Origin of the sequence: Plantactinospora sp. WMMB782, from assembly GCF_049179135.1 — a bacterium.
GTDB lineage: Bacteria > Actinomycetota > Actinomycetes > Mycobacteriales > Micromonosporaceae > Plantactinospora.
Genome location: NZ_JBMHMC010000007.1, coordinates 4,468,711 through 4,492,466, shown reverse-complemented (window position 1 = coordinate 4,492,466; position 23,756 = coordinate 4,468,711). Strand labels below are relative to the sequence as shown.

21 protein-coding genes are annotated in these 23,756 nt (G+C 73.4%); 4 read left to right on the top strand and 17 right to left on the bottom strand.

Annotated features, from left to right (window positions below; translation table 11 throughout):
* Positions 1-26: 26 nt before the first annotated feature.
* Positions 27-1,703 (top strand): metallophosphoesterase family protein, encoded by a 1,677-nt coding sequence (locus tag ACN28A_RS22420; RefSeq protein ID WP_421397672.1) that lies wholly within the window; start codon positions 27-29, stop codon positions 1,701-1,703.
* A gap of 127 nt (positions 1,704-1,830) precedes the next feature.
* On the opposite strand, the gene gatB is transcribed toward ACN28A_RS22420, so the two are convergent.
* The 8 genes from gatB to ACN28A_RS22380 all read right to left on the bottom strand — a co-directional run bounded on the left by gatB (position 1,831) and on the right by ACN28A_RS22380 (position 8,899).
* Entirely contained in the window at positions 1,831-3,348 is a 1,518-nt protein-coding gene (gatB, locus tag ACN28A_RS22415) for an Asp-tRNA(Asn)/Glu-tRNA(Gln) amidotransferase subunit GatB (protein WP_421397670.1), read from the bottom strand.
* 63 nt (positions 3,349-3,411) lie between these two features.
* Positions 3,412-4,110, bottom strand: a complete 699-nt coding sequence (locus ACN28A_RS22410; protein ID WP_421397668.1) for a response regulator — start codon at positions 4,108-4,110, stop codon at positions 3,412-3,414.
* On the bottom strand, positions 4,107-5,342 hold the full coding sequence (locus ACN28A_RS22405; RefSeq protein WP_421397666.1) for a sensor histidine kinase: 1,236 nt from the start codon (positions 5,340-5,342) through the stop codon (positions 4,107-4,109). The genes ACN28A_RS22410 and ACN28A_RS22405 overlap by 4 nt, the downstream gene beginning before the upstream one ends.
* A 494-nt stretch (positions 5,343-5,836) precedes the next feature.
* Complete coding sequence (locus ACN28A_RS22400) at positions 5,837-6,568, bottom strand: hypothetical protein (RefSeq protein WP_421397664.1); 732 nt, start codon at positions 6,566-6,568, stop codon at positions 5,837-5,839.
* Positions 6,569-6,576: 8 nt separating this feature from the next.
* The gene (locus ACN28A_RS22395) at positions 6,577-7,194 is read right to left on the bottom strand and encodes a hypothetical protein (RefSeq protein WP_421397661.1); all 618 of its coding nucleotides are present in this window, start codon (positions 7,192-7,194) and stop codon (positions 6,577-6,579) included.
* 3 nt (positions 7,195-7,197) lie between these two features.
* The gene (locus tag ACN28A_RS22390) at positions 7,198-7,527 is read right to left on the bottom strand and encodes a YbaB/EbfC family nucleoid-associated protein (protein WP_421397659.1); all 330 of its coding nucleotides are present in this window, start codon (positions 7,525-7,527) and stop codon (positions 7,198-7,200) included.
* Positions 7,528-7,588: 61 nt separating this feature from the next.
* Positions 7,589-8,515, bottom strand: a complete 927-nt coding sequence (locus ACN28A_RS22385) for a WXG100 family type VII secretion target (protein WP_421397657.1) — start codon at positions 8,513-8,515, stop codon at positions 7,589-7,591.
* 66 nt (positions 8,516-8,581) lie between these two features.
* Positions 8,582-8,899 carry a hypothetical protein gene (locus tag ACN28A_RS22380; protein ID WP_421397654.1) on the bottom strand — a complete coding sequence of 106 codons (318 nt, stop codon included), beginning with the start codon at positions 8,897-8,899 and terminating at the stop codon, positions 8,582-8,584.
* A gap of 241 nt (positions 8,900-9,140) precedes the next feature.
* On the opposite strand from ACN28A_RS22380, the gene ACN28A_RS22375 reads away from it, so the two are divergent.
* From ACN28A_RS22375 to ACN28A_RS22365, 3 genes are all read left to right on the top strand, one after another.
* Entirely contained in the window at positions 9,141-9,977 is an 837-nt protein-coding gene (locus ACN28A_RS22375) for a metallophosphoesterase (RefSeq protein ID WP_421397652.1), read from the top strand.
* 115 nt (positions 9,978-10,092) lie between these two features.
* Positions 10,093-11,325: a CehA/McbA family metallohydrolase gene (locus ACN28A_RS22370; protein WP_421397649.1), complete on the top strand. Its 1,233-nt coding sequence runs from the start codon at positions 10,093-10,095 to the stop codon at positions 11,323-11,325.
* 151 nt (positions 11,326-11,476) lie between these two features.
* Positions 11,477-12,364 carry an alpha/beta fold hydrolase gene (locus tag ACN28A_RS22365; RefSeq protein WP_421397646.1) on the top strand — a complete coding sequence of 296 codons (888 nt, stop codon included), beginning with the start codon at positions 11,477-11,479 and terminating at the stop codon, positions 12,362-12,364.
* A gap of 77 nt (positions 12,365-12,441) precedes the next feature.
* Here ACN28A_RS22365 and ACN28A_RS22360 read toward each other — a convergent pair whose 3' ends face one another.
* The 9 genes from ACN28A_RS22360 to ACN28A_RS22320 form a co-directional block, all read right to left on the bottom strand.
* A complete protein-coding gene (locus ACN28A_RS22360) occupies positions 12,442-13,527 on the bottom strand; it encodes a trypsin-like serine peptidase (protein WP_421397644.1) in 1,086 nt (361 codons plus the stop codon).
* Between the two features lie 171 nt (positions 13,528-13,698).
* The gene (locus ACN28A_RS22355; RefSeq protein ID WP_421397642.1) at positions 13,699-14,337 is read right to left on the bottom strand and encodes a GNAT family N-acetyltransferase; all 639 of its coding nucleotides are present in this window, start codon (positions 14,335-14,337) and stop codon (positions 13,699-13,701) included.
* A 122-nt stretch (positions 14,338-14,459) separates the two neighbouring features.
* Complete coding sequence (gene gatA, locus ACN28A_RS22350) at positions 14,460-15,935, bottom strand: Asp-tRNA(Asn)/Glu-tRNA(Gln) amidotransferase subunit GatA (protein ID WP_421404571.1); 1,476 nt, start codon at positions 15,933-15,935, stop codon at positions 14,460-14,462.
* Positions 15,936-15,940: 5 nt separating this feature from the next.
* On the bottom strand, positions 15,941-16,282 hold the full coding sequence (gene gatC, locus ACN28A_RS22345; protein ID WP_421397640.1) for an Asp-tRNA(Asn)/Glu-tRNA(Gln) amidotransferase subunit GatC: 342 nt from the start codon (positions 16,280-16,282) through the stop codon (positions 15,941-15,943).
* 168 nt (positions 16,283-16,450) lie between these two features.
* Positions 16,451-18,748, bottom strand: coding sequence for an EAL domain-containing protein (locus tag ACN28A_RS22340; protein WP_421397638.1), 2,298 nt, complete (start codon positions 18,746-18,748; stop codon positions 16,451-16,453).
* A gap of 181 nt (positions 18,749-18,929) precedes the next feature.
* Positions 18,930-21,059 (bottom strand): NAD-dependent DNA ligase LigA, encoded by a 2,130-nt coding sequence (gene ligA / locus ACN28A_RS22335; RefSeq protein WP_421397637.1) that lies wholly within the window; start codon positions 21,057-21,059, stop codon positions 18,930-18,932.
* 124 nt (positions 21,060-21,183) lie between these two features.
* Positions 21,184-22,203 (bottom strand): ADP-ribosylglycohydrolase family protein, encoded by a 1,020-nt coding sequence (locus ACN28A_RS22330; protein ID WP_421397636.1) that lies wholly within the window; start codon positions 22,201-22,203, stop codon positions 21,184-21,186.
* Positions 22,204-22,393: 190 nt separating this feature from the next.
* Positions 22,394-22,768, bottom strand: a complete 375-nt coding sequence (locus ACN28A_RS22325; RefSeq protein ID WP_421397634.1) for a VOC family protein — start codon at positions 22,766-22,768, stop codon at positions 22,394-22,396.
* Between the two features lie 35 nt (positions 22,769-22,803).
* A complete protein-coding gene (locus ACN28A_RS22320) occupies positions 22,804-23,751 on the bottom strand; it encodes a methionine synthase (protein ID WP_421404569.1) in 948 nt (315 codons plus the stop codon).
* Positions 23,752-23,756 lie beyond the last annotated feature (5 nt).

Below are 23,756 nucleotides of genomic sequence, written 5' to 3'. Positions count from 1 at the left end.
ACACTTCGGGCAGGTGATGATTGAGCATGGACAGGCGGAGGAACGACACCGGAGCCGCCGGGGGCACACCGCCCCCGGCGGCTCGGCGTGTGCCGTTCCCGGCGGCGCTGTGGCGCTTCGGGCGGATCGCCGTACGAAGCGGTTGGGCGGTCCTGACGTCGCGACCGAGCCGCCGGGCCGGACTCGCCGTGTCGGTGATCGGCGTCACCGTGCTCGGGATCGTGCTCGGCGTCCTGCTCGGCGGGCGGATGCAGACCGACATCGGCCCGTTCCGGGCCGAGATGGCGATCACACCCTCCGTGGACGGTGGCACCACTGTCACCATCCCGCCGCTGGGCGCACTCCAGCTCAGCAGCCACGCCGGCCCGGCACACCTCTCGGTCCGGCTCGGCTCGCTCGACCAGCGCCGCACCGAGGCGCTCATCGACGACCCGGCCAACATCAGCCGGGCCAGCCAGTCCGCCGTCGGCGACGTCGCCAACGGGGTGATCCGGGTCGGGGTACGCACGGTCGCGGTCTCCGTACTGGCCAGCATGATCCTGGCCGCGCTGGTCTTCCGGCGTACCCGCCGGGTGGCCTGGGCCGGCGGCCTGGCCCTGGTGATCACCGGCGGCAGCCTCGGCATCGCCGCGCTGACCTTCCGGCCGGACTCGATCGAGGAACCGCGCTACGAGGGGCTGCTGGTGAACGCCCCGGCCATCGTCGGTGACGCCCGGCGGATCGCCAACGACTACGGCCGGTACGCCGACCAGCTCCAGCGGATGGTCGGCAACGTCAGCCAGCTCTACACCACGGTCTCCACCCTGCCGATCTTCGAGCAGGAGCAGGGCACCGTACGCGTACTGCACGTCTCCGACCTGCACCTGAACCCGACCGCCTGGCAGGTGGTCCGGACCGTGGTCGAGCAGTTCAACATCAACGTGGTGATCGACACCGGGGACATGACCGACTGGGGCAGCGAGCCGGAGGCGTCCTTCGTCGGCTCGATCGGCCTGCTCAAGGTGCCGTACGTCTTCATCCGCGGCAACCACGACTCGCCCGCCACCGCCGCCGCCGTCAGCCGGCAGCCGAACGCGATCGTGCTGGACAACGCGATCTTCAGCGTCGCCGGGCTGACCATCGCCGGGATCAGCGACCCCCGGTTCACCCCGGACAAGGAGACCTCGCCGGCCGGGTCCGGCAACCTGCCGGAGACCGTCGACCAGGTGGCCGGGGCCGGAAAACTGCTCGCCGCCACCATCCGGGCCTACAACCGGCCGGTCGACATCGCCCTGGTGCACGATCCGGCGTCGGCAAACGGGCTCTCCGGCGTCGTACCGCTGGTGCTGAGCGGGCACACCCACCACCGCGAGGTACGCGAGCTGCCCGAGGTGCCGGGCGCGATGCGGACCCAGCTCCAGGTGCAGGGTTCCACCGGCGGGGCGGGACTGCGCGGGCTGGAGGGCGACAAGCCGACCCCGCTGGCGATGTCCGTGCTCTACTTCGACCAGCAGCGGGCACTCCAGGCGTACGACGACATCATGCTCGGCGGCACCGGCGAGGCCCAGGTCAACCTGGAGCGACACGTCGTCAACAAACCGGAGCCGCCGGTCCCGGCCACCCCGAGCCCGGGTTCGACCAGCCCGGCCCCGGGTGCCCCCACCCCGGCCAGCCCGGTCCCGCCGGCCGGCGCCCCGCCCCCCGACCCGACACCCACCGGCTGACACGCACGGGCAGGAGCTGCCGCTCGCGGGCGAGGAGCTGCCGCTCGCGGGCGAGGGCCACCCGTCAGAAGCCGGAGGGCCCCTCCCCGACGCGGGCCGCGCCGGTTGGGAGCCCCTCCGGCGACGATCAGCCCTCGACGCCGAGCCGGGACAGGATCAGCGAGCGGACGGTCTTGGCGTCCGCGCCCCGGGTGCTCTTCATGACCGCCCCGACCAGGGCGCCGGCCGCGGCCACCTTGCCGTCGCGGACCTTCGCCGCGATGTCCGGGTTGGCGGCGATCGCCTCGTCCACCGCGGCGGTCAGCGCACCGGTGTCGGAGACGACCTCCAGGCCCCGGGCCGCCATGATCTCGCTCGGCGAACCCTCGCCGGCCACCACGCCCTCCAGCACGGTACGGGCCAGCTTGTCGTTGAGCTTGCCCGCGTCGACAAGCTTCTGCAGCTCGGCCACCTGGGCCGGGGTGGCGCCCACGGCGGCCAGCTCGACACCGGCCTCGTTCGCCCGCCGGGACAGCTCACCCAGCCACCACTTCCGGGCACCGGCCGGGGTGGTGCCGGCAGCCACCGTCTGCTCGATCAACTCGACCGCACCGGCGTTCAGCACCGACTGCATGTCGTGGTCGTTCAGCCCCCACTCCTGCTGCAACCGGCGCCGGTGCACCCGGGGCAGCTCCGGCAGCGCCGCCTTCAGCTCGGCGATCCAGGCCGCGTCCGGGGCCAACGGCACCAGGTCGGGCTCCGGGAAGTAGCGGTAGTCGGTGGCGGTCTCCTTGGACCGGCCCGGCGTGGTGTCCCCGGTGTCCTCGTGGAAGTGCCGGGTCTCCTGGACGATCCGGCCACCCGAGTCGAGTACGCCGGCCTGGCGCAGCATCTCGGACCGGACCGCCCGCTCCACCGAGCGCAGCGAGTTGACGTTCTTGGTCTCCGTCCGGGTGCCCCACTCGGCGGAGCCGGCCGGCGACAGCGACGTGTTCACGTCGCAGCGCAGCGAGCCCTCCTCCATCCGCACGTCGGAGACGCCCAGCGAGCGGATCACGTCCCGCAGCTCGGTGACGTACGCCCGGGCCACGATCGGGGCCGCCGCGCCGGTACCCGGGATCGGCTTGGTGACGATCTCGACAAGCGGGATGCCGGCCCGGTTGTAGTCGACAAGCGACTCGGTCGCACCGTGGATCCGCCCGGTGGCGCCGCCCACGTGCAGCGTTTTGCCGGTGTCCTCCTCCAGGTGCACCCGCTCGATGCCGACCCGGAACAGCTCGGGCTGGCCATCCTCGCCGACGACCTCCACGTCGAGCCAGCCGTCCACGCAGAGCGGCTCGTCGTACTGGCTGATCTGGTAGTTCTTCGGCATGTCCGGATAGAAGTAGTTCTTCCGGGCGAACCGGCTCCACGGCGCGATCGAGCAGTTCAGCGCGAGGCCGATCCGGATGGTCGCCTCGATCGCGGCCTTGTTGGCCACCGGCAGCGACCCGGGCAGGCCGAGGCAGACCGGGCAGACCCGGGTGTTCGGCTCGCCGCCGAAGTCGGTCGGGCAGCCACAGAACATCTTGGTCTTCGTGCCCAGCTCGACGTGGGTCTCCAGGCCGATCACCGGGGCGTAGCGCTCGACGACGTCGTCGTACGAGGGCAGGACGGTCGTGCTCATCAAGACTCCAGCTCTCGGGCGGCAGCCGGCCCCCCGGCGGCATCCGGACAGAATCCTGCAAGCCTAGTCGTTGCGCCGGTCCGGGCTCGTCCGGGTTTCGCCGCCGGGGCGGACCAGCCCGGTCTCGTACGCCACGATCACCAACTGGACCCGGTCCCGGACCCCGAGCTTGCTGATCGCCCGGCTGATGTGCGTCTTGGCGGTCAGCGGGCTGATGAAGAGCCGCCCGGCGATCTGTTCGTTGGACAGCCCGGTGGCGACCAGCCGGAGCACCTCCCGCTCCCGCTCGGTGAGCACCGCCAGCCGGGCCCCGGTGTCGGTCGCCGTCACCGGCCGGTGTGCGAACTGCTCGATGACCCGGCGGGTGACGCTCGGCGCGAGCAGTGCCTCCCCGGCGGCGACGATCCCGACCGCCTGGCGGAGCTGGGCCGGTTCGATCTCCTTGGTGAGGAAGCCGCTGGCTCCGGCGCGCAGTGCGGCGAAGACGTACTCGTCGGTCTCGAAGGTGGTCAGGATGACGACCCGGCAGCCGGCCGTCACCGGGTCCGTGACGATCCGCTCGGTGGCGGCGAGGCCGTCCAGGCCCGGCATCCGGATGTCCATCAGCACCACGTCCGGCCGCAGGCTCCGGGCCAGCCGCACCGCCTCGTCCCCGCTGGCCGCCTCGCCCACCACCTCGATCTCCCGGTCCCGGCGCAGCAGACTGCGGAATCCGGCCCGGACCAGAGCCTGGTCGTCGGCGAGCAGCACGCTGATGGTCACGGCCGGAAGCCTGTCACAGGAATTGTCGCGCGGACCGCGTAGCCGCCTCCGTCGGCCGCACCGGCGCTGAAGGTGCCCCCGAGGGCGGCGACCCGTTCCCGCATCCCGTTGAGGCCGTGCCCGGGCACGGCCGCCGGGGCGGGACCGGTGCCGTCGTCGCGTATTTCGACCCGGACAGCGTCCGGATCGACCGCCAGCCGTACCGTCGCCCGCCGCGCGTCCGCGTGCTTCACCGTGTTGGTCAGGGCTTCCTGGATCAGCCGGTAGCAGGCCACCGCCACCGGCGCGGCGACCCTGCCCGGCTCGCCGGTGACGTCGAGGGTGACCGCCAGACCGCTGGCCCGGGTCCGGGCGGCGAGTTCGGCCAGGCCGCTCAGGTCGGTCTGCGGGGCCGGGACGGTCTCCGGGGTCGGCACGGTCCGCGGGGTCGGGACCGCGTCGTCCGGGTCCGGCCGGTCGCCCGGCGCACGCAGCACGTCGATGAGCGACCGCAGGTCGGCCACCGCCTTCCCGCGGACCTCCTGGGCGGTACGCAGCGCGGCCCGCGCGTCGTCGGTCGAGTCGTCCAGCGCCTCGTCCACCACCCGCAGCTGCACGCCCACCACGGTGAGCGTGTGCGCCACCACGTCGTGCAGCTCGCGGGCGATCTGCAACCGCTCCTCCGCGCTCCGGCGCTCCGCCTCCAGCCGCCGCTCCTGCTCGGCGTGGGCCAGCCCGGCGGCGAGTTCCGCACGCCAGCGCAGCCAGTTGCGGAACGCGACCGCGACCGCGATGGTCAGGGCCAGCCCGAGCGCCTCGCCGCCGACCTCCCCGATCGCCCGCTGCACGTCCTGGCCCTCGACCGTCCACTGCCAGTTCACCGCGAAGGTCAACTGGAACAGTCCGGCGCCGACCGCCCAGCGCAGGCCGTGCCGCCGTGGCGTGTCGTCGGCGGCCAGCAGGAAGAAGATCACCGACGCCGGCCAGGTCCAGCCGGCCTCGGTGAGTCCGGCCCCCCGGAACGCGGTGATCACCGCCAGGCTGGCCAGCAGTACCGCCACCGGCCAGCGGCGGCGTAGCAGCAGGAGGAGGCCGAGCCAGGTGGCCAGTGGCAGGGTTCCCGGGTAGGTGATCGGGGCCCCCGCGACGGCGGTGCCGATCGGCACCCCGAGCACGGTCAGGGCGACCGGGGCAAGGGTGTACCAGATCCCCGGCCGGGCCAGGTCCGGTGCCTGTGGGATCGCCGGCGTCATCTCGGCCTCCTCCTCCGTCACTTCCGCGTCACGTCTGCGTCGCGTCTGGTCGCGGCGCTGCTGTCTGTGGCGCGGCGCTGTCGGGTCTGCGGCGCGGCGCTGTCGGGTCTGCGGCGCGGCGCTGTCGGGTCTGTGGCGCGGCGCTGCTGTCTGTGGCGCGGCGCTGTCGGGTCTGCGGGACCGACGCTAGGCGGCCGGGGCGGCGGCCGGCGTCCGCCCAGGACCGACATTCGCGGCTGCCCGTCCGGAGTACCGCCTACGTCGGACGGAGTACCGGGCCGGGGCCCGGGATGTCGAGGGGACGGCATATGCCCGGTGAGCGTGATACCACAGAGTCATCATGATGACCTGGTGGTATCACCGCTGAACCGGAAGTCCCCGCTCGGCCCGGTGGTGGCCGGCCGGCAACAGCACCGGAATTTCCAGGCATGACCGGGGCCGGCTCCGGGCCGGTTCGACTAACGGGCCGGGGGCATCAAGGGGCCGGCGGTGGCTCAGGCGGGGGCGGCGGCGTCGAGCAGGACGGCTACGAGCAGCACGCAGAGCAGCCCGACCGGCAGGCCCCAGCGAACCAGCAGGATCCGCCGGTCGGGGCGGCCTGCCGCAGCGCCGGAGGTCGGCACGGCAGCCCGAAACGGAAGCAGCCGACCGGACACGAGCGGCCACCAGGCGGCCATTAGCAGCAGTACACCGATCGCGAGCGGCAGCCAGCCGGGCAGCCGGAGCAGCCCCTGTGGCCAGAGCAGCACCGGAACCGCCGTGACGGCGATCGCGACCGCCCCGACCAGCCCGAACCGCCAGTCCGGAGCCGGCCGGTACGCCCGTCCGGGCCGGAACAGCAGCGCGACGGCGAGGACGATCCCGGCCACCCCGGCGAGTACCGAGACGAGCTGGCCGACGGTGACCTCCGCGGTGCCGTACCCGCTGACCGCCTCGACCCCGGCGAGCAGCGCCATCACCCCGACCAGGGTGCTGGCGGCGACGAAGCCGCCCAGCCAGGGTGACCGCCGACCGGCCCGGTCCGGTTCCGCCGGCCGCGGCCCCTCGGCGAGTGCCGTGGCGTACCCGGCCGGCTCCCCGAACGCCTCGACCGGGTCCGTCGCCGGATCCGCGCAGTACACCTCGACCTCGGTCAGCGCTGCGCGGATCTCGGCGCGGGGCAGCCCACGCCGCCGGGCCTCGGCGGTGAAGGCCGTGCGCCAGTCGTCGAACGGCGAACGTGACATGGTCGGGTTCAGCCGCCGAGGGCGTCGCGCAGCTCGCCGGCCCGCTGCCGGCCCATCCGGAGCGGGCCGGTCAGCTCCAGCCAGGAGCCGTCCCGGAAGCCGACCCGGAGCCGGGCGCCGTGCAGCCGGTGCCAGCGCCGGCTGGCGCTGCTCACCTCGGCCCGGGAGACCGACCAGAGCGGCTTCAGCTTCGCCGCCACCACCGGTTTGGCCGGCTTGCCGAACGGCCGCACGCCGGTGGTCCGCCCGACCCGGAACACCACGATCCGCCGCTCCGTGACCACCACCAGCAGCTTGGCGTCGGCGGGTACCGCCCGGACGTAGTCGGCGGCGACCGAGTCGATCCGACCGCGCGCGGCCCGGCCGAAGAGCAGCCGGACCAGCCAGTCGGTCGGACCCCCGCCGCCGATGTTGTCGATCGCCTCGATGCCGCTGAGCGCCACGTTCGCCAGCCCCATCCCGGCCACCGCCGGCCCGTCGCCAGGCGCGGGCGCAGGCGGTCGCGGCGGCGGGTCGGGAGCCAGGCCGCGCGGCCGCTTCGCCTCGGTCAGCGCGACGATCGTCTCGCCGGGTTCGAGCTTGCTGCCGGCCGCGTCGGCATAGCGGTGGCGGTAGTCGGTGGGCATCGCTCAGCCCAGCGGATAGTCGTCCGCGGCGCTGCCCAGCACCTCCCGCATGGAGTCCTGCAACCGCCGGGTCGCCTCCCGCTGCGCCCGCCGGATGGTGCCGGTGATCTCCGCGCCGAGCTGATCCGGGCTGTATCGCATCCCCCGGGAGGTGATGTCGACCCGGTCGACCCGGCCCCCGTGGTCGACAGTCACCCGGACGGCACCGCTCTCGCTCTCCAGCTCCACCGGCTGCGCCTGGAGTTCCTCGATCCGCCGGTTCATCTGGAACTGGAGGTCGTCCAGGCCGCTCGCGAGCTGCTCCAGCCGATCCAGCGCGGGATATTCCGCCACGTCGTCCTCTCCTGCCCTCGTCCACTCCGCCGTGCGGGCGGCCGGTCCGTGCAGCGGCCGGTCAGCCCACCGAGTCGATCAGATCCTGCACGCTCTTCGTGTACGGTCCGATGTCCTGCCGGTACGTGCCGTCGGTCGCGTAGTTGCGGTCCTTCTGGCCGTCCGAGATGTCGTGCATGCCGACGGCGGTGTCCAGCGCCGCACCGCCCTTGCCGCTCAGGTTGACCGGCGAGATCTGGTTGAAGACGAACCGGGGCACCCCGACCTTGAGGCTGTGCTCGGCAAGGATCGCCCGACCCTGTGCGGTCCGGCCCTGCCGCTTCCAGACGGCGTACTCCTTCTTCAGCTTGCGCAGCTCCATCACCCGCTGACGGTAGCGGGTGAGCAGCGCCTTGACGTCGTCCAGCTTGCGGGCCAGCTTCACCAGGATCCGGACCAGCTTGCTGATGATCCGGGCGCCCCGGCCCAGGGTCAGCGCCAGCCGGGCCAGCCAGCGCACGACGAACGCGGCGATCGACGCGCCGAAGCTGAGGAACGCCGCGGCGGCGGCGATGATCGCCTCGATCAGGAAGGCGGTCAGGAACTCGAAGATCAGTTCGCAGAGCAGGTTGAACGCGTCGACGGCCGCGTTCGCCGCCTCGACGAGCACCTCCTTGGCCGCGTTCAGGCCCTCGGCGAGCTGCCGGACGGTCTGCTCGACGTTCGTCAGCCCGGTCTGGAACGCCTCCTGGGCGCTGCCGCCCCAGGCCGGCGGCTGGAGCTGGGCCCGGTCGGCCTGCTGCTGCGCCGCGATGCCGAGCACGTCGTTCGACGCGGCGAGGCAGCGCTCGGCGCCCCGCATCAGGTCGTCGGGATCGCCGGCCACCTGTTCGAGCAGCTGCTCGAACGGCGACAGCACCGTCCGGGTGAACCCCTGGAGCGGCTCCGGTACGGAGCCGACGAACTGCTCGAAATACGTCTTGCTGCGTTCGAGCGCGACGGTCGACACTGCGCCCTCCCCCTTCGTGGTCTTCGGTGTGCTGCCCCGCCTCGGCGGACGCGGTCGTAACCCGGCTCAGCCGCCGAACCGGGCCTGCGCGGCGGCGTCGCTGTTCAGGTACGCGTCCCGCTCGGCGGTGATCGCGTCGCCGATCACCTCCATCACCTCGACCCCGTCGGCCAACGCCTGGAGACACTCGTCCAGACACGACTCGTACTGCTCGTAGAGGGAGAACGAGGCGGGCATGATGCCGAAGGAGGAACGGCCGACGGCACCGTCCCGGAGCCGGCCACGGATCTCGTCGAAGTCGTCCGCGCGGGCGTAGCTGGTCTTGGAGAAGCTCTCCAGCGCCGTCGGGTCTACCGTGAACCCGTCCCCTGAACCGCCAGTCATGACAAGGCACCCTAGTAGATCACCTCGGTCCGCTCCGGCCCGTCTCCCGCCGGCCCGGCAACAATTCGGTCGAGCTTTCCACCGGCCGACACGGGCCGGCACCGAACCGACACCCGACGTGGTCGATCGGCTGGTCTGGGCGGGTTTCCGGCACCGTCCAGCGTGGATGGTCGCGGGTCGCGGAGCACGGATCGCCCGGATAGGCTCGCCCGATGTAGACCCGGGCGAGCGAGGAGCGATGATGGGCCGAATTGCGGTTGTCGGTGACGTCGGCGGCCATCCCGAGCAGCTACGCGGCGCCCTGCACGCGCTCGGCGTGCCAGCCGACCGGCCCGACCTGCCCGACGACCTCACGGTGGTGCAGGTAGGCGACCTCGTCGACCGTGGCCCGGACAGTGCAGCGGTGCTGGAGCTGGTCGACCGGTATCTCGACCACCAGCCGGAGCAGTGGATCCAGCTCGCCGGCAACCACGAGGCGCAGTACCTGCCCGGTGGCACCCCGTTCTGGCCGGATCCGATCGCCGACGGCGACGCGGACCTGCTCCGCTCCTGGTGGGCGGCGGGCCGGCTGCGGGTGGCCGTGGCGATCCGGACGGCCGATGGGGAGGATCTGCTGGTCAGCCACGCCGGATTGACCGTCGGCGCCTGGCGGCGGCTCGGCGAGCCGTCGACCGCCGCACTCGCGGCCCGGCTGCTGGACGACCGCCCGCCACTGATCTTCCGGGGCGGGGAGTTCGGCGTGGACCGGGCGGCCGGGCCGTTCTGGGCCGAGGCGGGCTGGGAGCTGCACGAGCCGTGGTTGGAGCACTACGCCGGAGGCGGCTTCGTCCCGTTCGGCCAGGTGCACGGACACTCCCAGGTCGTACGCTTCGCCGACCGCACCTGGCGGTGCCCCGGCCGGGTACGCCAGCGGGCCACCGCCGACTGGACCGCCCGGCACGTCCGGGTGCGCATCGGCGGCCGGACCGTCACCGGGATCGACCCGAAGCACGGGCGTACCGGTGCGGCCCACTGGGAGCCGCTGGTGCTGGCGGGCGCCCGGCTGCTCACCGGCCACGAACTCCCCGAGCCGCGCTGAGCGTCGGGCGCCGCGCCGGCCGACGCCGGAAGATCCACCAAGCGATCGACAGACTTAACCGGCCGGTCAACTGTGGCTACCGGCGAGTTGCCGGGCGGGTTGTGCACTGTCCGGCATGACCCACACGCACGCGGAGACCGGACACACCCCCACCGGTACCAGCCGACGTACGCTTGTCGCCGCTGCCGGCGGACTGCTGACCCTCGCCGCCGCACCCGGAACCGCGTACGCCGCCGCCGTCCCCCGGGCGGCCGGGCCGAACCAGGCCGCGGGCAGTGGCGCGTCGCGGACGTCCCTGATCACCCAGGGCACCACGCTGGTCCACGCCGACCTGCACAACCACACCCTGATGTCGGACGGCGACGGTGATCCCGCGCTCGCCTTCGCCTCGATGCGCGACGCCGGCCTGGACGTCGCCGCACTCACCGACCACAGCACGCTCTTCTCGATCGAGGGGCTCTCCCGGTCGGAGTGGGACCGCACCGGTCAGCTCGCCGACGCCGCCGACGACCCGGGCCAGTACACCGCGATCCGGGGCTTCGAGTGGTCGCATCCGCTGCTCGGGCACGTCAACGTCTGGTTCACCGGCAACTACACCGACCTGCTCCAGTCGTCGAGCATGAGCCGGCTCTACAACTGGATCGGCAGCTCGGGCGGGGTCGCCGGGTTCAACCACCCCGGCCGGGAGGTGGGCCGGTTCGACAACTTCAGGTACGTCGCCGGGGTCCGCGAGCCGATGATCGGGCTGGAGATGTTCAACCGGGGTGACGACTACCTCTTCGACGGCTGGGGCAGCGGGCAGACGTCTCCGCTTGTCGCCTGCCTGAACGCCGGTTGGCGGCCCGGTCTCACCGGGGTCTCCGACGAGCACGGCACCGACTGGGGCTTTCCGGAGGGCAAGGGCCGGACCGGCCTGTGGGTCACCCAGAACACCCGGCAGGAGGTGCTGGCCGCGATGCGGGCCCGGCGGTTCTTCGCCACCCGGGTCTCCGGGCTGCGTCTGGACGCGACCGCGGACGGGGTCCGGATGGGCGGGGTGCTGCCGGTCGGCCGGGCCGACGTGACCTTCTCGGTGGACCTCGACCGGGGGCCGGACTGGGTGGGCAGGCCGCTGCGGATCCAGGTCCTCCGGCCGGGCAGCGACGCGCCGGTGGTGCCCGAGGTGCTCGACATCGAGGCGGGCCGGGGCGTCACCAGCTTCACCGTGCCGCTGGACATCGCCGACGGGCACTGGGTGGTGCTGCGGATCTCCGATCCGACGCAGCCGAACGCCAGCCCCGGGCCGGCGAACCACGCGTGCAACGACTGGGGCGTGGCCTACACCAGCCCCTGGTTCCTCCAGCCCTGAGCCGCCGGAGTCCGTCGGGGGTCGGCCGCTGTCGGCGCGCCGGCTCCCGCTGCCGCACACCCGGATCGGTACGTCCGCCAGCGTCGATACCCGCCCGGAAACCACCTGACTGCGGGCACGATGAGAAGAAAGGGGCAGATCGGGGGATTACATGATCGGCGGAGTACACCACCGGACGGCGACGGTCGACGGGATGGAGGTCTTCTACCGCGAGGCCGGCCCGCCGGACGCGCCGCCGCTGGTCCTGCTGCACGGCTTCCCGACCAGCTCGCACATGTTCCGGGAGCTGATCCCGGCGCTGGCCGACGACTACCACGTGGTGGCGCCGGACCACATCGGCTTCGGTTATTCCGCGGCACCGCCCCTGGGTGAGTTCCCGTACACGTTCGATGCGCTCGCCGACGTCACCGTCGGGCTGCTGGACCAGCTCGACATCCGCCGGTTCGCCGTCTACATGCAGGACTACGGGGCGCCGATCGCGCTGCGCCTGCTGCTGCGACGACCGGAGAGCATCTCGGCGATCGTCAGCCAGAGCGGAAACGCCTACCAGGAGGGATTCGTCGAGGAGTTCTGGGCACCGCTCTTCACGTACGCGAGCGATCCCGGACCGGAGCACGAGGCCGCCGCCCGGCGTGCCTTCACCGAAGCGGAGGTCCGGGCGCAGTACGAGACCGGGGTGCCGGACGTCAGCCTGGTCAACCCGGACGCCTGGCACCACGCGATGGAGGTCCTCGGCCGGCCGGGCAACCACGAGAACCAGCTCCAACTCTTCCGGGACTACCGGACGAATCTCGACCTCTATCCCCGGGCGCAGGAGTGTTTCCGGCAGACCCGGGTGCCGTTGCTCGCGGTCTGGGGCGCCAACGACCCGATCTTCGGCCCGGACGGGGCCCGGGCCTTCCGGCGGGATCTGCCGGACGCCGAGGTCCACCTGCTCGACACCGGCCACTTCGCCCTGGAGACCCACGTCGACGAGATCGCCGCGCACATCCGGGAGTTCCTCGGCCGCACCCAGCGTCAGCCGGCGATGGCCCGATAGCGTCGGCGCCGTCCGGAGCGGGCCATCGCACCGGCCCGCCCCGGACAGCGCCTTGTCGCTGTCGATCCGCTCGACGGTCAGAGGTTCCTGGTCTGGTTGTAGAGGTTCAGCGCGGTGTTGTCGAAGAACGGCGACATCATGACCGTCGGGCCGACGATCCGGTCGATCCGGCTGTTCACGCCGTACAGGAAGCCGAAGTTGCCGTCCCAGTTGAGCAGCCAGCCGCCGCCGCTGGAGCCCCGGGTCATGTCGCAGGGGATCCGGACGGTCTGGGTGGCCCCCGGCGACTCCGGCTGGGAGTTGCCGGAGCAACGCAGCAGGTTGCCGCCGTCGAAGGGCGCCTCGGCCGGGTAGCCGAAGGCGTTGATCGCCACGTTCATGCCCCGGTTGACGTCCAGCCCCTGCCCGCCGAGCCGGGTGACGATGTGCTGGCCGTTGAGCGTGTTCATGATCGCCACGGCCATGTCCTCGCCGAAGTTGGAGCTGGCGGTCCAGCCCGGCGCGGGGATCAGCCGGGCCGCCGTCCAGGTGCCGAACGGCCGGGGGTTGGCCAGGTCGTCGTCGAAGGCGGGCACGAAGGACCAGTTGGTGGCCAGCGCGCCGCCCGGCCCACCGGGGTGGGTGCAGTGCCCGGCGGTCCAGACCGTGTCCTGACCCTCGGAGTTGATCACCGTTCCGGAGCAGACGAAGTTCCCGCCGCCCATGGTGAAGAAGACCTTGCCGCTGGTGCGCGCGGTCGGGTGGTTGGCGGCGAAGTTCGGGTTCAGGGCGGCCGGCACCGGGCCGCTGTCCGGGGTGCCGAGTTCACCGGCGGCCGGTGGGACGGTCAGCCGGGCGCCCCGGTCGGGTGCCACCCGGTGGGCCGCCTGTCCACTCTCGACGTATCGCCTGACCGCCTGCCGGTAGGCCGGTGACTCCTCGGCCGGCCGGGCCGCCCGCATCCGCTCCGGCGTCCAGTACGCCACGATCGCCTGGTGCTCGGTGACGTCCGCCCCGTACACCGTCCGGCCCGCCGCCCACGCCTCGGCGCTGGCGCCCGGGTCCAGGCCGGGCGCGGCTGCCGCACCGGCCGGCTGGCCCAGCACCAGCGCGGGCACTGCCGCCATCGCCAGGGCGAGCGCCACCGACGCCGCCCGGCTGGCCCGCTTCGCTAGGACTCTCATACCTGCTTCCTCCTCGCTAGACGCCTGCGCCGGACCCCGCCGGCGTGGCTGTTGGAGGAGAGAGTCGTCGATGTCCGGTCGCGCCGCCGGCCATCCTGGACCCGGTTGGACACGGCTGGACACGCCGCTGCGGCTGGATCCTCGGCGGATTGCCGGGGAAGCACGCTGGGGCTACTGCCCGGGACGGTACGCCCCGGCGACGTCGGAGCGGACGACCCAGCCGAGGCTGCGGTAGAGGGCGCGACCGTCGTCCGTGGCGACCAGGATTCCGGTACGCAGTCCGCGGGCCGCCGCCCGGCCGGCGAGGGTACGCAGCACGACGCTGCCCAGCCCCCGGCGCCGGTGCACCGGCGCGGTCTCGACCTGGTCGACGACACCGAACTCGCCGGCCGGTGCCAGCCGTCCGGTTGCCGCCCGCTCCCCGGCCTCGTTCCGCACCGTCGCGACCAACGCCCCGCTGCCCGGCTCGGTGTCGACCCGGACCGTGTATCCCGGGGGCGACTCGACCGGCTCGGCACGGAACGGCACGGTCATCAGGTAGCCGGGGATATCAATGGTCCAGCCGGCGGGCAGGGCGGCCCGGAAGCCGGCCGGGTCGCCGGTCACCTTGATCCAACTCCCGGGTGCGGTCAGGTCCGCACCGAGCCGACCGAGCGTGTCGGCCCGATAGGTGTGCAGCACGTGGCGTACCCGATGGCCCGGCAGGCCGACGTCGACCCGGAAGCCGCCGGGGACCTCGACCGGCGCGGGCGTGGCCCGGGAGACCGCCCAACCACGGCCCCAGGCCATCACCAGTTCCGGCACCGACATGGAACACCCCCGTGGCGGAACGACCGGATCCCTGCCAGCTTATTGCGAACTCTGTGCAACAAGCTTCCGACTGTGACCCGCGCCTCGCCTCCCGGCCGCCCGTCCGGCCGGAAACCGCCCGGTCAGAGCTCCGGCGCGGTGAGGGTGCCGATCACCGACTCCAGCGCGGCGCCGACCCGGTACATCCGGTCGTCCGCCATCGTCGGCGCCATGATCTGCAAGCCCACCGGCAACCCGTCGGAGAGCCCGCACGGCACCGAGATGCCCGGTCCGCCGTAGAGGTTGGTCGGGATGGTGAAGAGGTCCGCCAGGTACATCTGGTAGGGGTCGGAGGTCCGCGAGCCGAACGGGAACGCCACGAACGGCGTGGTCGGCGAGATCAGCACGTCGGCCTGCTCGAACGCGGCGGTGAAGTCGCGGGTGATCAGGGTACGCACCTTCTGCGCCTGCCCGTAGTAGGCGTCGTAGTAACCGGAGGAGAGCGCGTACGTCCCGAGCATGATCCGGCGCTTGACCTCGGGGCCGAAGCCGGCGTCCCGGGTCAGCGACATGACCTCCTCCAGCCCCCGGTTGCCGTCGTCGCCGACCCGCAGCCCGAAACGCACCCCGTCGAACCGGGCCAGGTTCGACGAGCACTCGCTCGGCGCGATCAGGTAGTAGGCCGGCAGCGCGTACTGGAAGTGCGGGCAGGAGACCTCGACGACCTCGGCACCGAGCTTGGTCAGCGCGTCGACGGCGTCCCGGAACGCGGCGACCACGCCCGGCTCGGCGCCCTCGCCGGAGAACTCGGTGACCAGGCCCAGCTTCACCCCGGTCAGGTCGCCGGAGGCACCGGCCCGGGCGGCGGCGACCACGTCCGGCACCGGCGCCGGGATCGAGGTGGAGTCCCGGGGGTCGTGCCCGCCGATCGCCTCGTGCAGCAGCGCCGCGTCGAGGACGTTACGCGCGCACGGGCCGGGGGTGTCCAGTGAGGAGGAGAACGCGACCAGGCCGTACCGGGAGGTGCCGCCGTAGGTCGGCTTCGCCCCGACGGTGCCGGTCACCGCGCCCGGCTGCCGGATCGAGCCACCGGTGTCCGAGCCGATCGCCAGCGGCGCCTCGTACGCGGCCAGTGCCGCCGCGCTGCCCCCGCCGGAGCCGCCCGGGATCCGGCCCAGGTCCCACGGGTTCCCCGTCGGCCCGTACGCCGAGTATTCCGTGGAGGAGCCCATCGCGAACTCGTCCATGTTGGTCTTGCCCAGCATCACCGTGCCGGCCGCCCGCAGCCGCCGCACGATCGTCGAGTCGTACGGCGGGCGCCAGCCTTCGAGGATCTTCGACCCGACGGTGGTCGGCACGCCCTTGGTGGTGAGCACGTCCTTGACCGCCACCGGTACCCCGGCCAGCGGGCCCAGCTCCGCCCCGGCGGCCCGCTTCGCGTCGACCGCGCGGGCGGCCTCCAGCGCACCGTCGGCGTCGACGTGCAGGAAGGCGTGCACCCGGTCGTCGACCGCGGCGATCCGGTCCAGGTGGGCCCGGGTCACCTCGACCGCGGACGCCTCGCCGGAGGCGATGAGGGCCGCGATCTCGGTCGCGGTCATCCTGGTCAGCTCGGCCATGGTGGTCACGCGTTCCCTTCCGCCGGGCCCTCACCACGGGGGCTCGGCGGCTCGTCGGGGTCCAGGATGCGCGGCACCCGGAACCGGTCCTCCTCGCTGTCCGGCGCTCCGGCCAGCGCCTCCGCCCGGGTCAGGCCGGGCACCACCACGTCCTCGCGGAGCACGTTCGTCAGCGGCACCGAGTGCGAGGTGGGCGGGATGTCCGCGGCGGCCACCTCGCCGACCCGCGCGACAGCCTGGAGGATCACGTCGAGCTGGCCGGCGAAGGTGTCCAGCTCCTCCTCGGTGACGGCGAGCCGCGACAGCCGCGCCAGGTGCGCGACCTCCTCGCGGGAGATGGCGGACATCGGTGCCCCCTTCATGCTGTGACCTCTGCGCGGCTTCCGCCGTCGACTTCCCGGCGCAGCGTGGCACGCGCGCGGTGACCTGAGCGAGTCTATTTGTCACCCCGAGCCGCGCCGCCCCCGACTCCCCCGGTGCCAGTCCCGGCCCGCCTCGACGCCGGCCGGCCCGGCTCACTCCACGCTCGGATGCAGCCTGGCAGCCGCCGCGTCGACCCTGGCCGTTCCCACGTCGACCCTGGCCGCCCCCGTCTCCACCGGAGCCGCCCCCGTCTCGACCGGAGCCGCCCCCGTCTCGACCGGAGCCGCCCCCGCCTCGACCGGAGCCGCTCCCGCCTCGACCGGAGCCGCCTTTCCGGCAGCCGGCACCGCCCCGTCGGGTTCGGCGACCGCCGGCGCGGTGCCGCCGAGCCGGGGGGTGGGGCTGACCGGGCGGTACCGGGCGAGCCAGGTGACCAGGTCCTCCGCCGGCATCGGCCGGGCGAAGAACCACCCCTGCGCGACGTCGCAGCCGGCCTCGTGCAGCAGCCGCCAGGTCCGCTCGTCCTCCACCCCCTCGGCGACGACCCGCAGCCCCAGGGCGCCGGCCAGCTCGATCACCGACCGGACGATCGCCGCGTCGTCGGCGTCGGCCGTCATCCCGAGTACGAAGGAGCGGTCGACCTTCACCTCGGCCAGCGGCAGCCGCCGCAGGTGCTGCATCGACGAGTACCCGGTGCCGAAGTCGTCCATCGAGATGGCCACCCCGATCCGGTCCAGCCGGGTGATGGTGGCCAGCACCCGGCGCGGGTCGGCCATCAGCGCACCCTCGGTCATCTCCAGCTGGATCCGCGACGCCGGTACGCCGTACTGGGCGAGCCGTTCCGCGATCTGGTCGGTGATCTCGCCGGTGTGCAGGTCGCGGACGCTGACGTTCACCGCCGCCCGCAGCTCCAGCCCGGCGGCGGACCACTTGGCGAGCTGCTCCACGACGTCGTCGACGACCCGGCGGGTCAGCAGCCGCATCACCGCACTCTGCTCGGCGACCCGGATCAGCTCCTCCGGGTCGACCATGCCGCGCCGGGGGTGCCGCCAGCGCAGCAGCGCCTCCACCCCGACCACCTCGCCGGTGGCGATCGCGATCTGCGGCTGGTAGTAGAGGGTGATCTCGCCGGCGTCGTCGGCCCCGGTCTCCAGCACCCGGCGCAGGTCGGCGAGGAGGCTGAGCCGCTCCGCCGAGTTGTGGTCGGACTCGGCGGCGTAGACCGCCACCGGGTCGCCCCGGTGTTTCGCGTCGTACATCGCCACGTCGGCGTGCCGCATCAGGGTGGCGAAGTCGCCGCCGTGCTCCGGATAGAGCGCGATCCCGATCGAGCCGCCGACGTCGAGCGGCAGCCCGTCCAGCGGTACGGGGTCGGTCAGCTCCCCGACCACCGCGTCGGCGACCCGACGGGCGTCGGCCACCCCGTCGAGCCGGGTGGCCAGGATCGCGAACTCGTCCCCGCCGAGCCGGGCGATCACGTCCGGTGGGCGTACCACGGTGCCCAGCCGGCCGGCGACCTCGACCAGCAGCCGGTCCCCGACGGCGTGCCCGAGGGCGTCGTTGACGTGCTTGAAGCGGTCCAGGTCGAGCAGCAGCAGGGCGAGGTGACCGCCGGGCGCCTGCTTGCCGGCGAGTTCGGCGTGCGCCGCGACCTGCTCGGTGACCTCGGCGCGCAGCGCCGCCCGGTTGGGCAGTCCGGTCAGCGGGTCCAGCCGGGCGAGCTGTTCCCGCTCGGCGGAGAGCCGGGCCATCCGGGAGACCGCGTAGAGCGGCAGCACCATCATCGGTACCAGCGCCGGGCTGGTCCGGGCGGCGGCGACAAGCACCGGGGCGAGCAGCAGCAGCGACCCGGTGGCGAGCAGCTCGAATCCGAGGCCCTGCCGGATCCGGGTCCACCACCGGCCGCCGAAGCGCAACCGGACGGCGGTGGCGACCAGGCCGTGGTTGACGGTGAGCCAGGCGCCCGCCGCGCCGACCGCGACGAGTACGTCCAGCGGCCGGAGCCGGCCGGTGGCCCCGAACCCGTCGCCGGGGACGAGCCGGACGACCGCGTCAGCGGCGACGAGCGCGCAGGCGTACTGGGCGATGTTGAAGATCGTGCGCCAGGACGCGTACCGCATCCGCCAGCCGGAGACGAGCACGGCGGCGGCCTGCACCGCGATGGCCGGGCCGGGCCCCCATTCCAGGGTGATGGCGAAGGTGAAGCAGATCGACGGGAAGACGGACATGCTGCGCCGCTCGGCGTGCGGGCTGAACGGGCGGGCGTCGAAGCTGACCGCGAGGGCCGCCATCAGCCAGAACGCCAGCGGCAGCCGGGGCAGCTCGGCGGGGAGGGCGAGCAGCGGCACCGCGCACACCCCGACGGCCAGCCCGACGACGGCCCAGACGAAGCCGAAGAACGGCGTCGTCCGATCTGGAGGAACGGAGTTCCGCAGCGCGGCGGCCTCCATGTGACCTCCCGAGCCTCTCGGTCTGGGCGTGGCGGCTGCCACGCGACGTGCCTCCCATGAAACGCCCTGACCCGCGCCGGACGGGAGGCGACAGACGCGAATCGGGCCTAGTCGTGACTAACTTGAAATACGGCGCATCTTGCCCAACGACTTCTGTTACGGAGAGCTGATCGATCCATCACTAATCGTCACTTAGTGCGAGCCTACCCGCCGCCTCCGGACCCTCGGCGAGCAGCGCGGCGAAGCCGGTCTCGTCGAGCATAGGCACCTTCAGCGCGGCCGCCTTCTCCGCCTTGGACCCCGGGTTGTCGCCGACCACCACGAAGTCGGTCTTCTTCGAAACCGAGCCACTCACCTTGCCGCCCCGGACCCGGATCTCCTCGGCCGCCCGGTCCCGGGTGTACCCGGCCAGCGTGCCGGTCACCACCACCGTCAACCCGTCCAGCGGGCGCGGGCCCTCCTCGACCCGCTCCTCCGCCATCCGCACGCCCGCCCCGGCCCACTTGCGCAGCACCTCGCGGTGCCAGTCCACCTCGAACCACTCCCGCAGGCTGACCGCGATCGTCGGGCCGACACCGTCCACCGCCGACAGTTCCGGCTCACCGGCCGCCTCGATCGCCGCCACCGAGCCGAACTCCCGGGCCAGCGCCTCGGCGGCGGTCGGGCCGACGTGCCGGATCGAGAGCGCCACGAGCACCCGGGACAGTGGCCGGTCCTTCGCCGCCGCCAGGCTCTCCAGCAGCTTCTCCGCGTTGCGGCCCAGCGTGCCGTCCTTGCGGACGAAGAACGGCACCCGGGCCAGCCGCTCCGAGTCCAGATCGAACAGATCGCCCTCGTCGGTGAGCACGCCCGCGTCGAGCAGCGCACCTACCGCCTTGAAGCCGAGCACCTCGACGTCCAGCGCCTCCCGGCCGGCCAGATAGAAGATCCGCTCACGGAGCTGGGCCGGGCAGGTGCGGGCGTTCGGGCAGCGGATGTCGACGTCACCGGTCCGGGACGGCGCCAACGCGGTGCCGCAGGCCGGGCAGCGGGTCGGCATCACGAACTTCCGGGCGTCCGCCGGCCGCAGCTCGACGATCGGCCCGAGCACCTCCGGGATCACGTCGCCGGCCTTGCGGATCACCACCGTGTCGCCGATCAGCACACCCTTGCGCTCCACCTCGTGTGCGTTGTGCAGGGTCGCCCTGGCCACCGTCGAGCCGGCCACCTTCACCGGCCGCAGCTCGGCGAACGGCGTCACCCGCCCGGTACGCCCGACGTTTACCTCGATCTCCAGCAGCTCGGTGGTGACCTCCTCCGGCGGGTACTTGAAGGCGATCGCCCAGCGGGGTGCCCGGCTGGTGGAGCCGAGCCGCCCCTGGATGGCGACCGGGTCGACCTTCACCACCACCCCGTCGATCTCGTGCTCGACGTCGTGCCGGTGCTCGGCGTAGTGGTCGACGTACTCCCGGATGCCGGCCAGGTCCGGCACCACCCGCCAGCGGTCACTCGTCGGCAGCCCCCAGCCGCGCAGCGCGGCGTACGCCCCGGACTGGGTGACCGGGGCGAACCCCTCCCGCGCGCCCAGCCCGTGCACGACCAGCCGCAGTGGCCGGCTGGCCGTGATCCGGGGATCCTTCTGGCGCAGGCTGCCCGCCGCCGCGTTGCGCGGGTTGGCGAACGGCGGCTTCCCCTGTTCGACCAGGCCGGCGTTCAGGTCGGCGAAGGCGGCCACCGGGAAGTAGATCTCCCCCCGCACCTCGAGCAGCTCGGGTACCGGCTCGGTGCCGTCGGTCAGCCGCTCCGGCACCTCGTCCAGGGTCCGCACGTTCGCGGTGACGTCCTCGCCGGTCCGGGTGTCGCCCCTGGTCGCGGCCCGGACCAGCCGGCCACGCTGGTAGGTGAGGTTGATCGCCAGCCCGTCCACCTTCAGCTCGCAGAGGTACTCCACCGGACCGCCGGCGTCCCGCTCGATCCGCTCCACCCAGCCGGTCAGCTGTTCCTGGGTGAACGCGTTGTCCAGCGACATCATCCGTTCGATGTGCGGGACCGGGGTGAAGAGCGTGGAGAACGTGCCGCCGACGCGCTGGGTCGGCGACTCCGGGGTACGCAGCGCCGGATAGCGCTCCTCCAGCGCCTCCAGCTCGCGCAGCAACGTGTCGAACTCGGCGTCCGAGACGATCGGCGCGTCGAGCACGTAGTAGCGGTACTGGTGGTCGGTGATCTCGGTGCTCAGCTCGGCGTGCCGGTCCCGGGCCCCGGCCGTGGGCTCCTCGCCGGCCGCCGCCTCCTGCTCGGCACCCACCTGCTGCGGGATCGCTTCCTCGGACACTCGCTGACCTCCTCGAACCTCTCCGCCAACCTAACCGGCCCGGCTCCGGCGCACCGGCCGCCCGGAACACCGGCCGCCCGGAACACCGGCCGCCTGGGACACCGGCCGCCCGGGACACCGGCGGTCAGTCCCAGGCGGTGCCGAGGGCGACGAGCTGGTCGGCGTACTCGATCCGGTCGGACCAGCCGGCGGGCCAGGTCGGCATGCCGTAGGCCGCGCCGACGAACGCGCCGGCCAGGCAGGCGATCGAGTCCGAGTCGCCGGAGGTGGTGGCGCCGCGGGCCAGCGCCGAGACCGGGTCGTCGGCGTGCCGGATCGCGCAGAACAGGGCGGTGGCCAGCGCCTCCTCGGCGATCCAGCCCGCACCGGTGGCCGCGCACGGATCGGTTCCGTGGTCGGGCGACGCGAGCGCCGCGTCCAGCGCGTCGAGTGCGTCGAGGCACTCGTCCCAGCCGCGGCCGACGAAGGTGACCGGGTCGGCGACGCCGGGCCGCTGCCACAGGTCGCCGAGCCAGTCCGCCCGGTAGACGGTGCGCTGCCGCAGCGCCCGGTCCCGGAGCAGGCCGGGCAGCTCGGCCAGCGCGGCGCCGTCCCGGAGCACCCGGACCGCGTACGCGGTCAGCTCGCTCGCGGCCAGCCCGGTCGGATGCCCGTGGGTCAGCCCCGCCTGCAACTGGGCCACCCCGGCGAGCGTGTCCAGATCGTAGCCGGGAACCAGGCCGACCGGGGTGACCCGCATGTTGGCGCCGCATCCCTTCGAGCCGGCGACCGTCGCCGCCTGCCAGCGCAGTCCCTCGGCCAGCCCGCCGCAGGCGCGCAGGCAGGTCATCCCGGGCGCGCGATTGTTCTCCGGACTCCGCGCCCAGGCCACGAACCGTGCCCGGAGCAGCGGCTCCAGCACCTCGGGGGTGACCGCCGGCCCAGCCTCGCGCAGCGCGTGGCCGACGGCCAGCGCCAGCTGGGTGTCGTCGGTGACCCGGGCCGGCTCCCCGACCAGTTCGCGGGGACCGGTCGGGCCGTACCGCCGGTGGATCTCGGCGAGCGGCAGGAACTCGGTCAGTGCCCCGAGCGCGTCACCGTAGGCGAGCCCGAAGAGTGAGCCCGAGGCCCGGCCGGCGACCGCCACGGCGACCTGATCATGCATGGCGGCCATCCTCCCCGAGCCGCCCCAGCATCGCCACCCGTTCCCCCCGAAGCCGCTCGGTCAGGCCAGCGCCGGGCCGGTCCCGGCCAGCGCTGGGCCAGCACCGGACACCCTGGGCCAGCGCCGGGCCGGTCCCGGCCAGCGCTGGGCCAGCACCGGACACCCTGGGCCAGCGCCGGAGCGGCGGCGGTCAGTCGTCCCAGCAGAGGCAGAACGGGTGGCCGACCGGGTCGGCGTAGACCCGGAAGCCCTCGCCCGAGCCGGGCAGCCGGGTGGCGCCCAGGGCCAGCGCCCTGGCCTCGGCCGCCTCGACGTCGTCGACGGTGACGTCCAGGTGGAACTGCTGCGGCCGGTTCGGGTCGGGCCAGCGCGGCTCCCGCAGGTTGACCGCCTTCTGGAAGGCGAGCCGGGGATGCTGGCCGGGCTCGCCGCCGAGCACCACCCAGCTGTCCTCGTCGTCGACCTTCCGGTCGTCGACGGGCAACCCGAGCAGCTCGGCATAGAAGGTGGCCAGGGCTCGAGGCTCCGGGCAGTCGATGACGACGGAACGCAGTTGACCGATCATGCGCCCATCCTGCCCGTGGACTGTGACAGGAAAACCTACTCCTCGGCGAGTCGGCGGCCGGCGTCCCGGCAGGCGGTGAGGACGGTCCGGGCGTACCCGTCGGTGGCGCCGGCCAGCCCGCAGGCCGGGGTCACCACCACCTGCTCGGCCAGCCGGGCGCGCGGGAAGCCGAGCCGGTCCCAGAGCTGGCGTACCCGTTCGGCGAGCTGGGCCGACGACGGCCCGCGCCCGCCGGGCGGCGGCAGCGTCGGTGCGACCCCGGCGAAGAGGCCGAGTCCGGCGTCGATCGCCTCGCCGAGCGGGTCGAGCCGGTCCACCAGGGCCAGGTCGAGCGCGACCGCCGACGCGCCGGTGGAACGGACCAGTTCCAGCGGTACGTCCGGGGCACAGCAGTGCAGCACGACCGGCACGTCGACCGCCGACACCACGCTGCCGAGCAGCCCCGTCGCCGTCCCCGACTCGACCGGCCGGTACGTCCCCAGCCCGCTCTCGGTCCGGATCCGACCGGCCAGCACGGCGGGCAGCGCCGGCTCGTCCAGTTGCAGCAGCACCGTGGCCCGGGGCAGCCGGCGACGGACCTGTGCCACGTATCCGCGCAGCCCCTCGGCGAGCGACCCGGTCAGGTCCCGCACCGCACCCGGGTCGCGGAGCAGCCAGCCGCCGACCGGCAGCTCGACGTTGGCGGCCAGGGTGAGCGGACCGGCCGCGGCGACCTTGAAGGTGCCGGTGAACTCGCCGGCCTGCTCGGTCATCTGGTCCAGGTCACGTTCCAGCAGGTCGCGGGCGCGACGCAGGTCACGACCCGGGCGGGCGGCGATCCGCCACCGGGCGGCGTACAGCTCGACCGGCAGCTCCACCAGCAGTCCGGCGCCGCGGCCCACCAGCTCGGCACCGGGACCCCGGGCGGGCAGTTCGGGCAGGTACGGCACGGCCAGCTCGCCCAGCGCGATCCGCTGCGCCTCGGCGATGTCGGTGCCGGGCATCGACC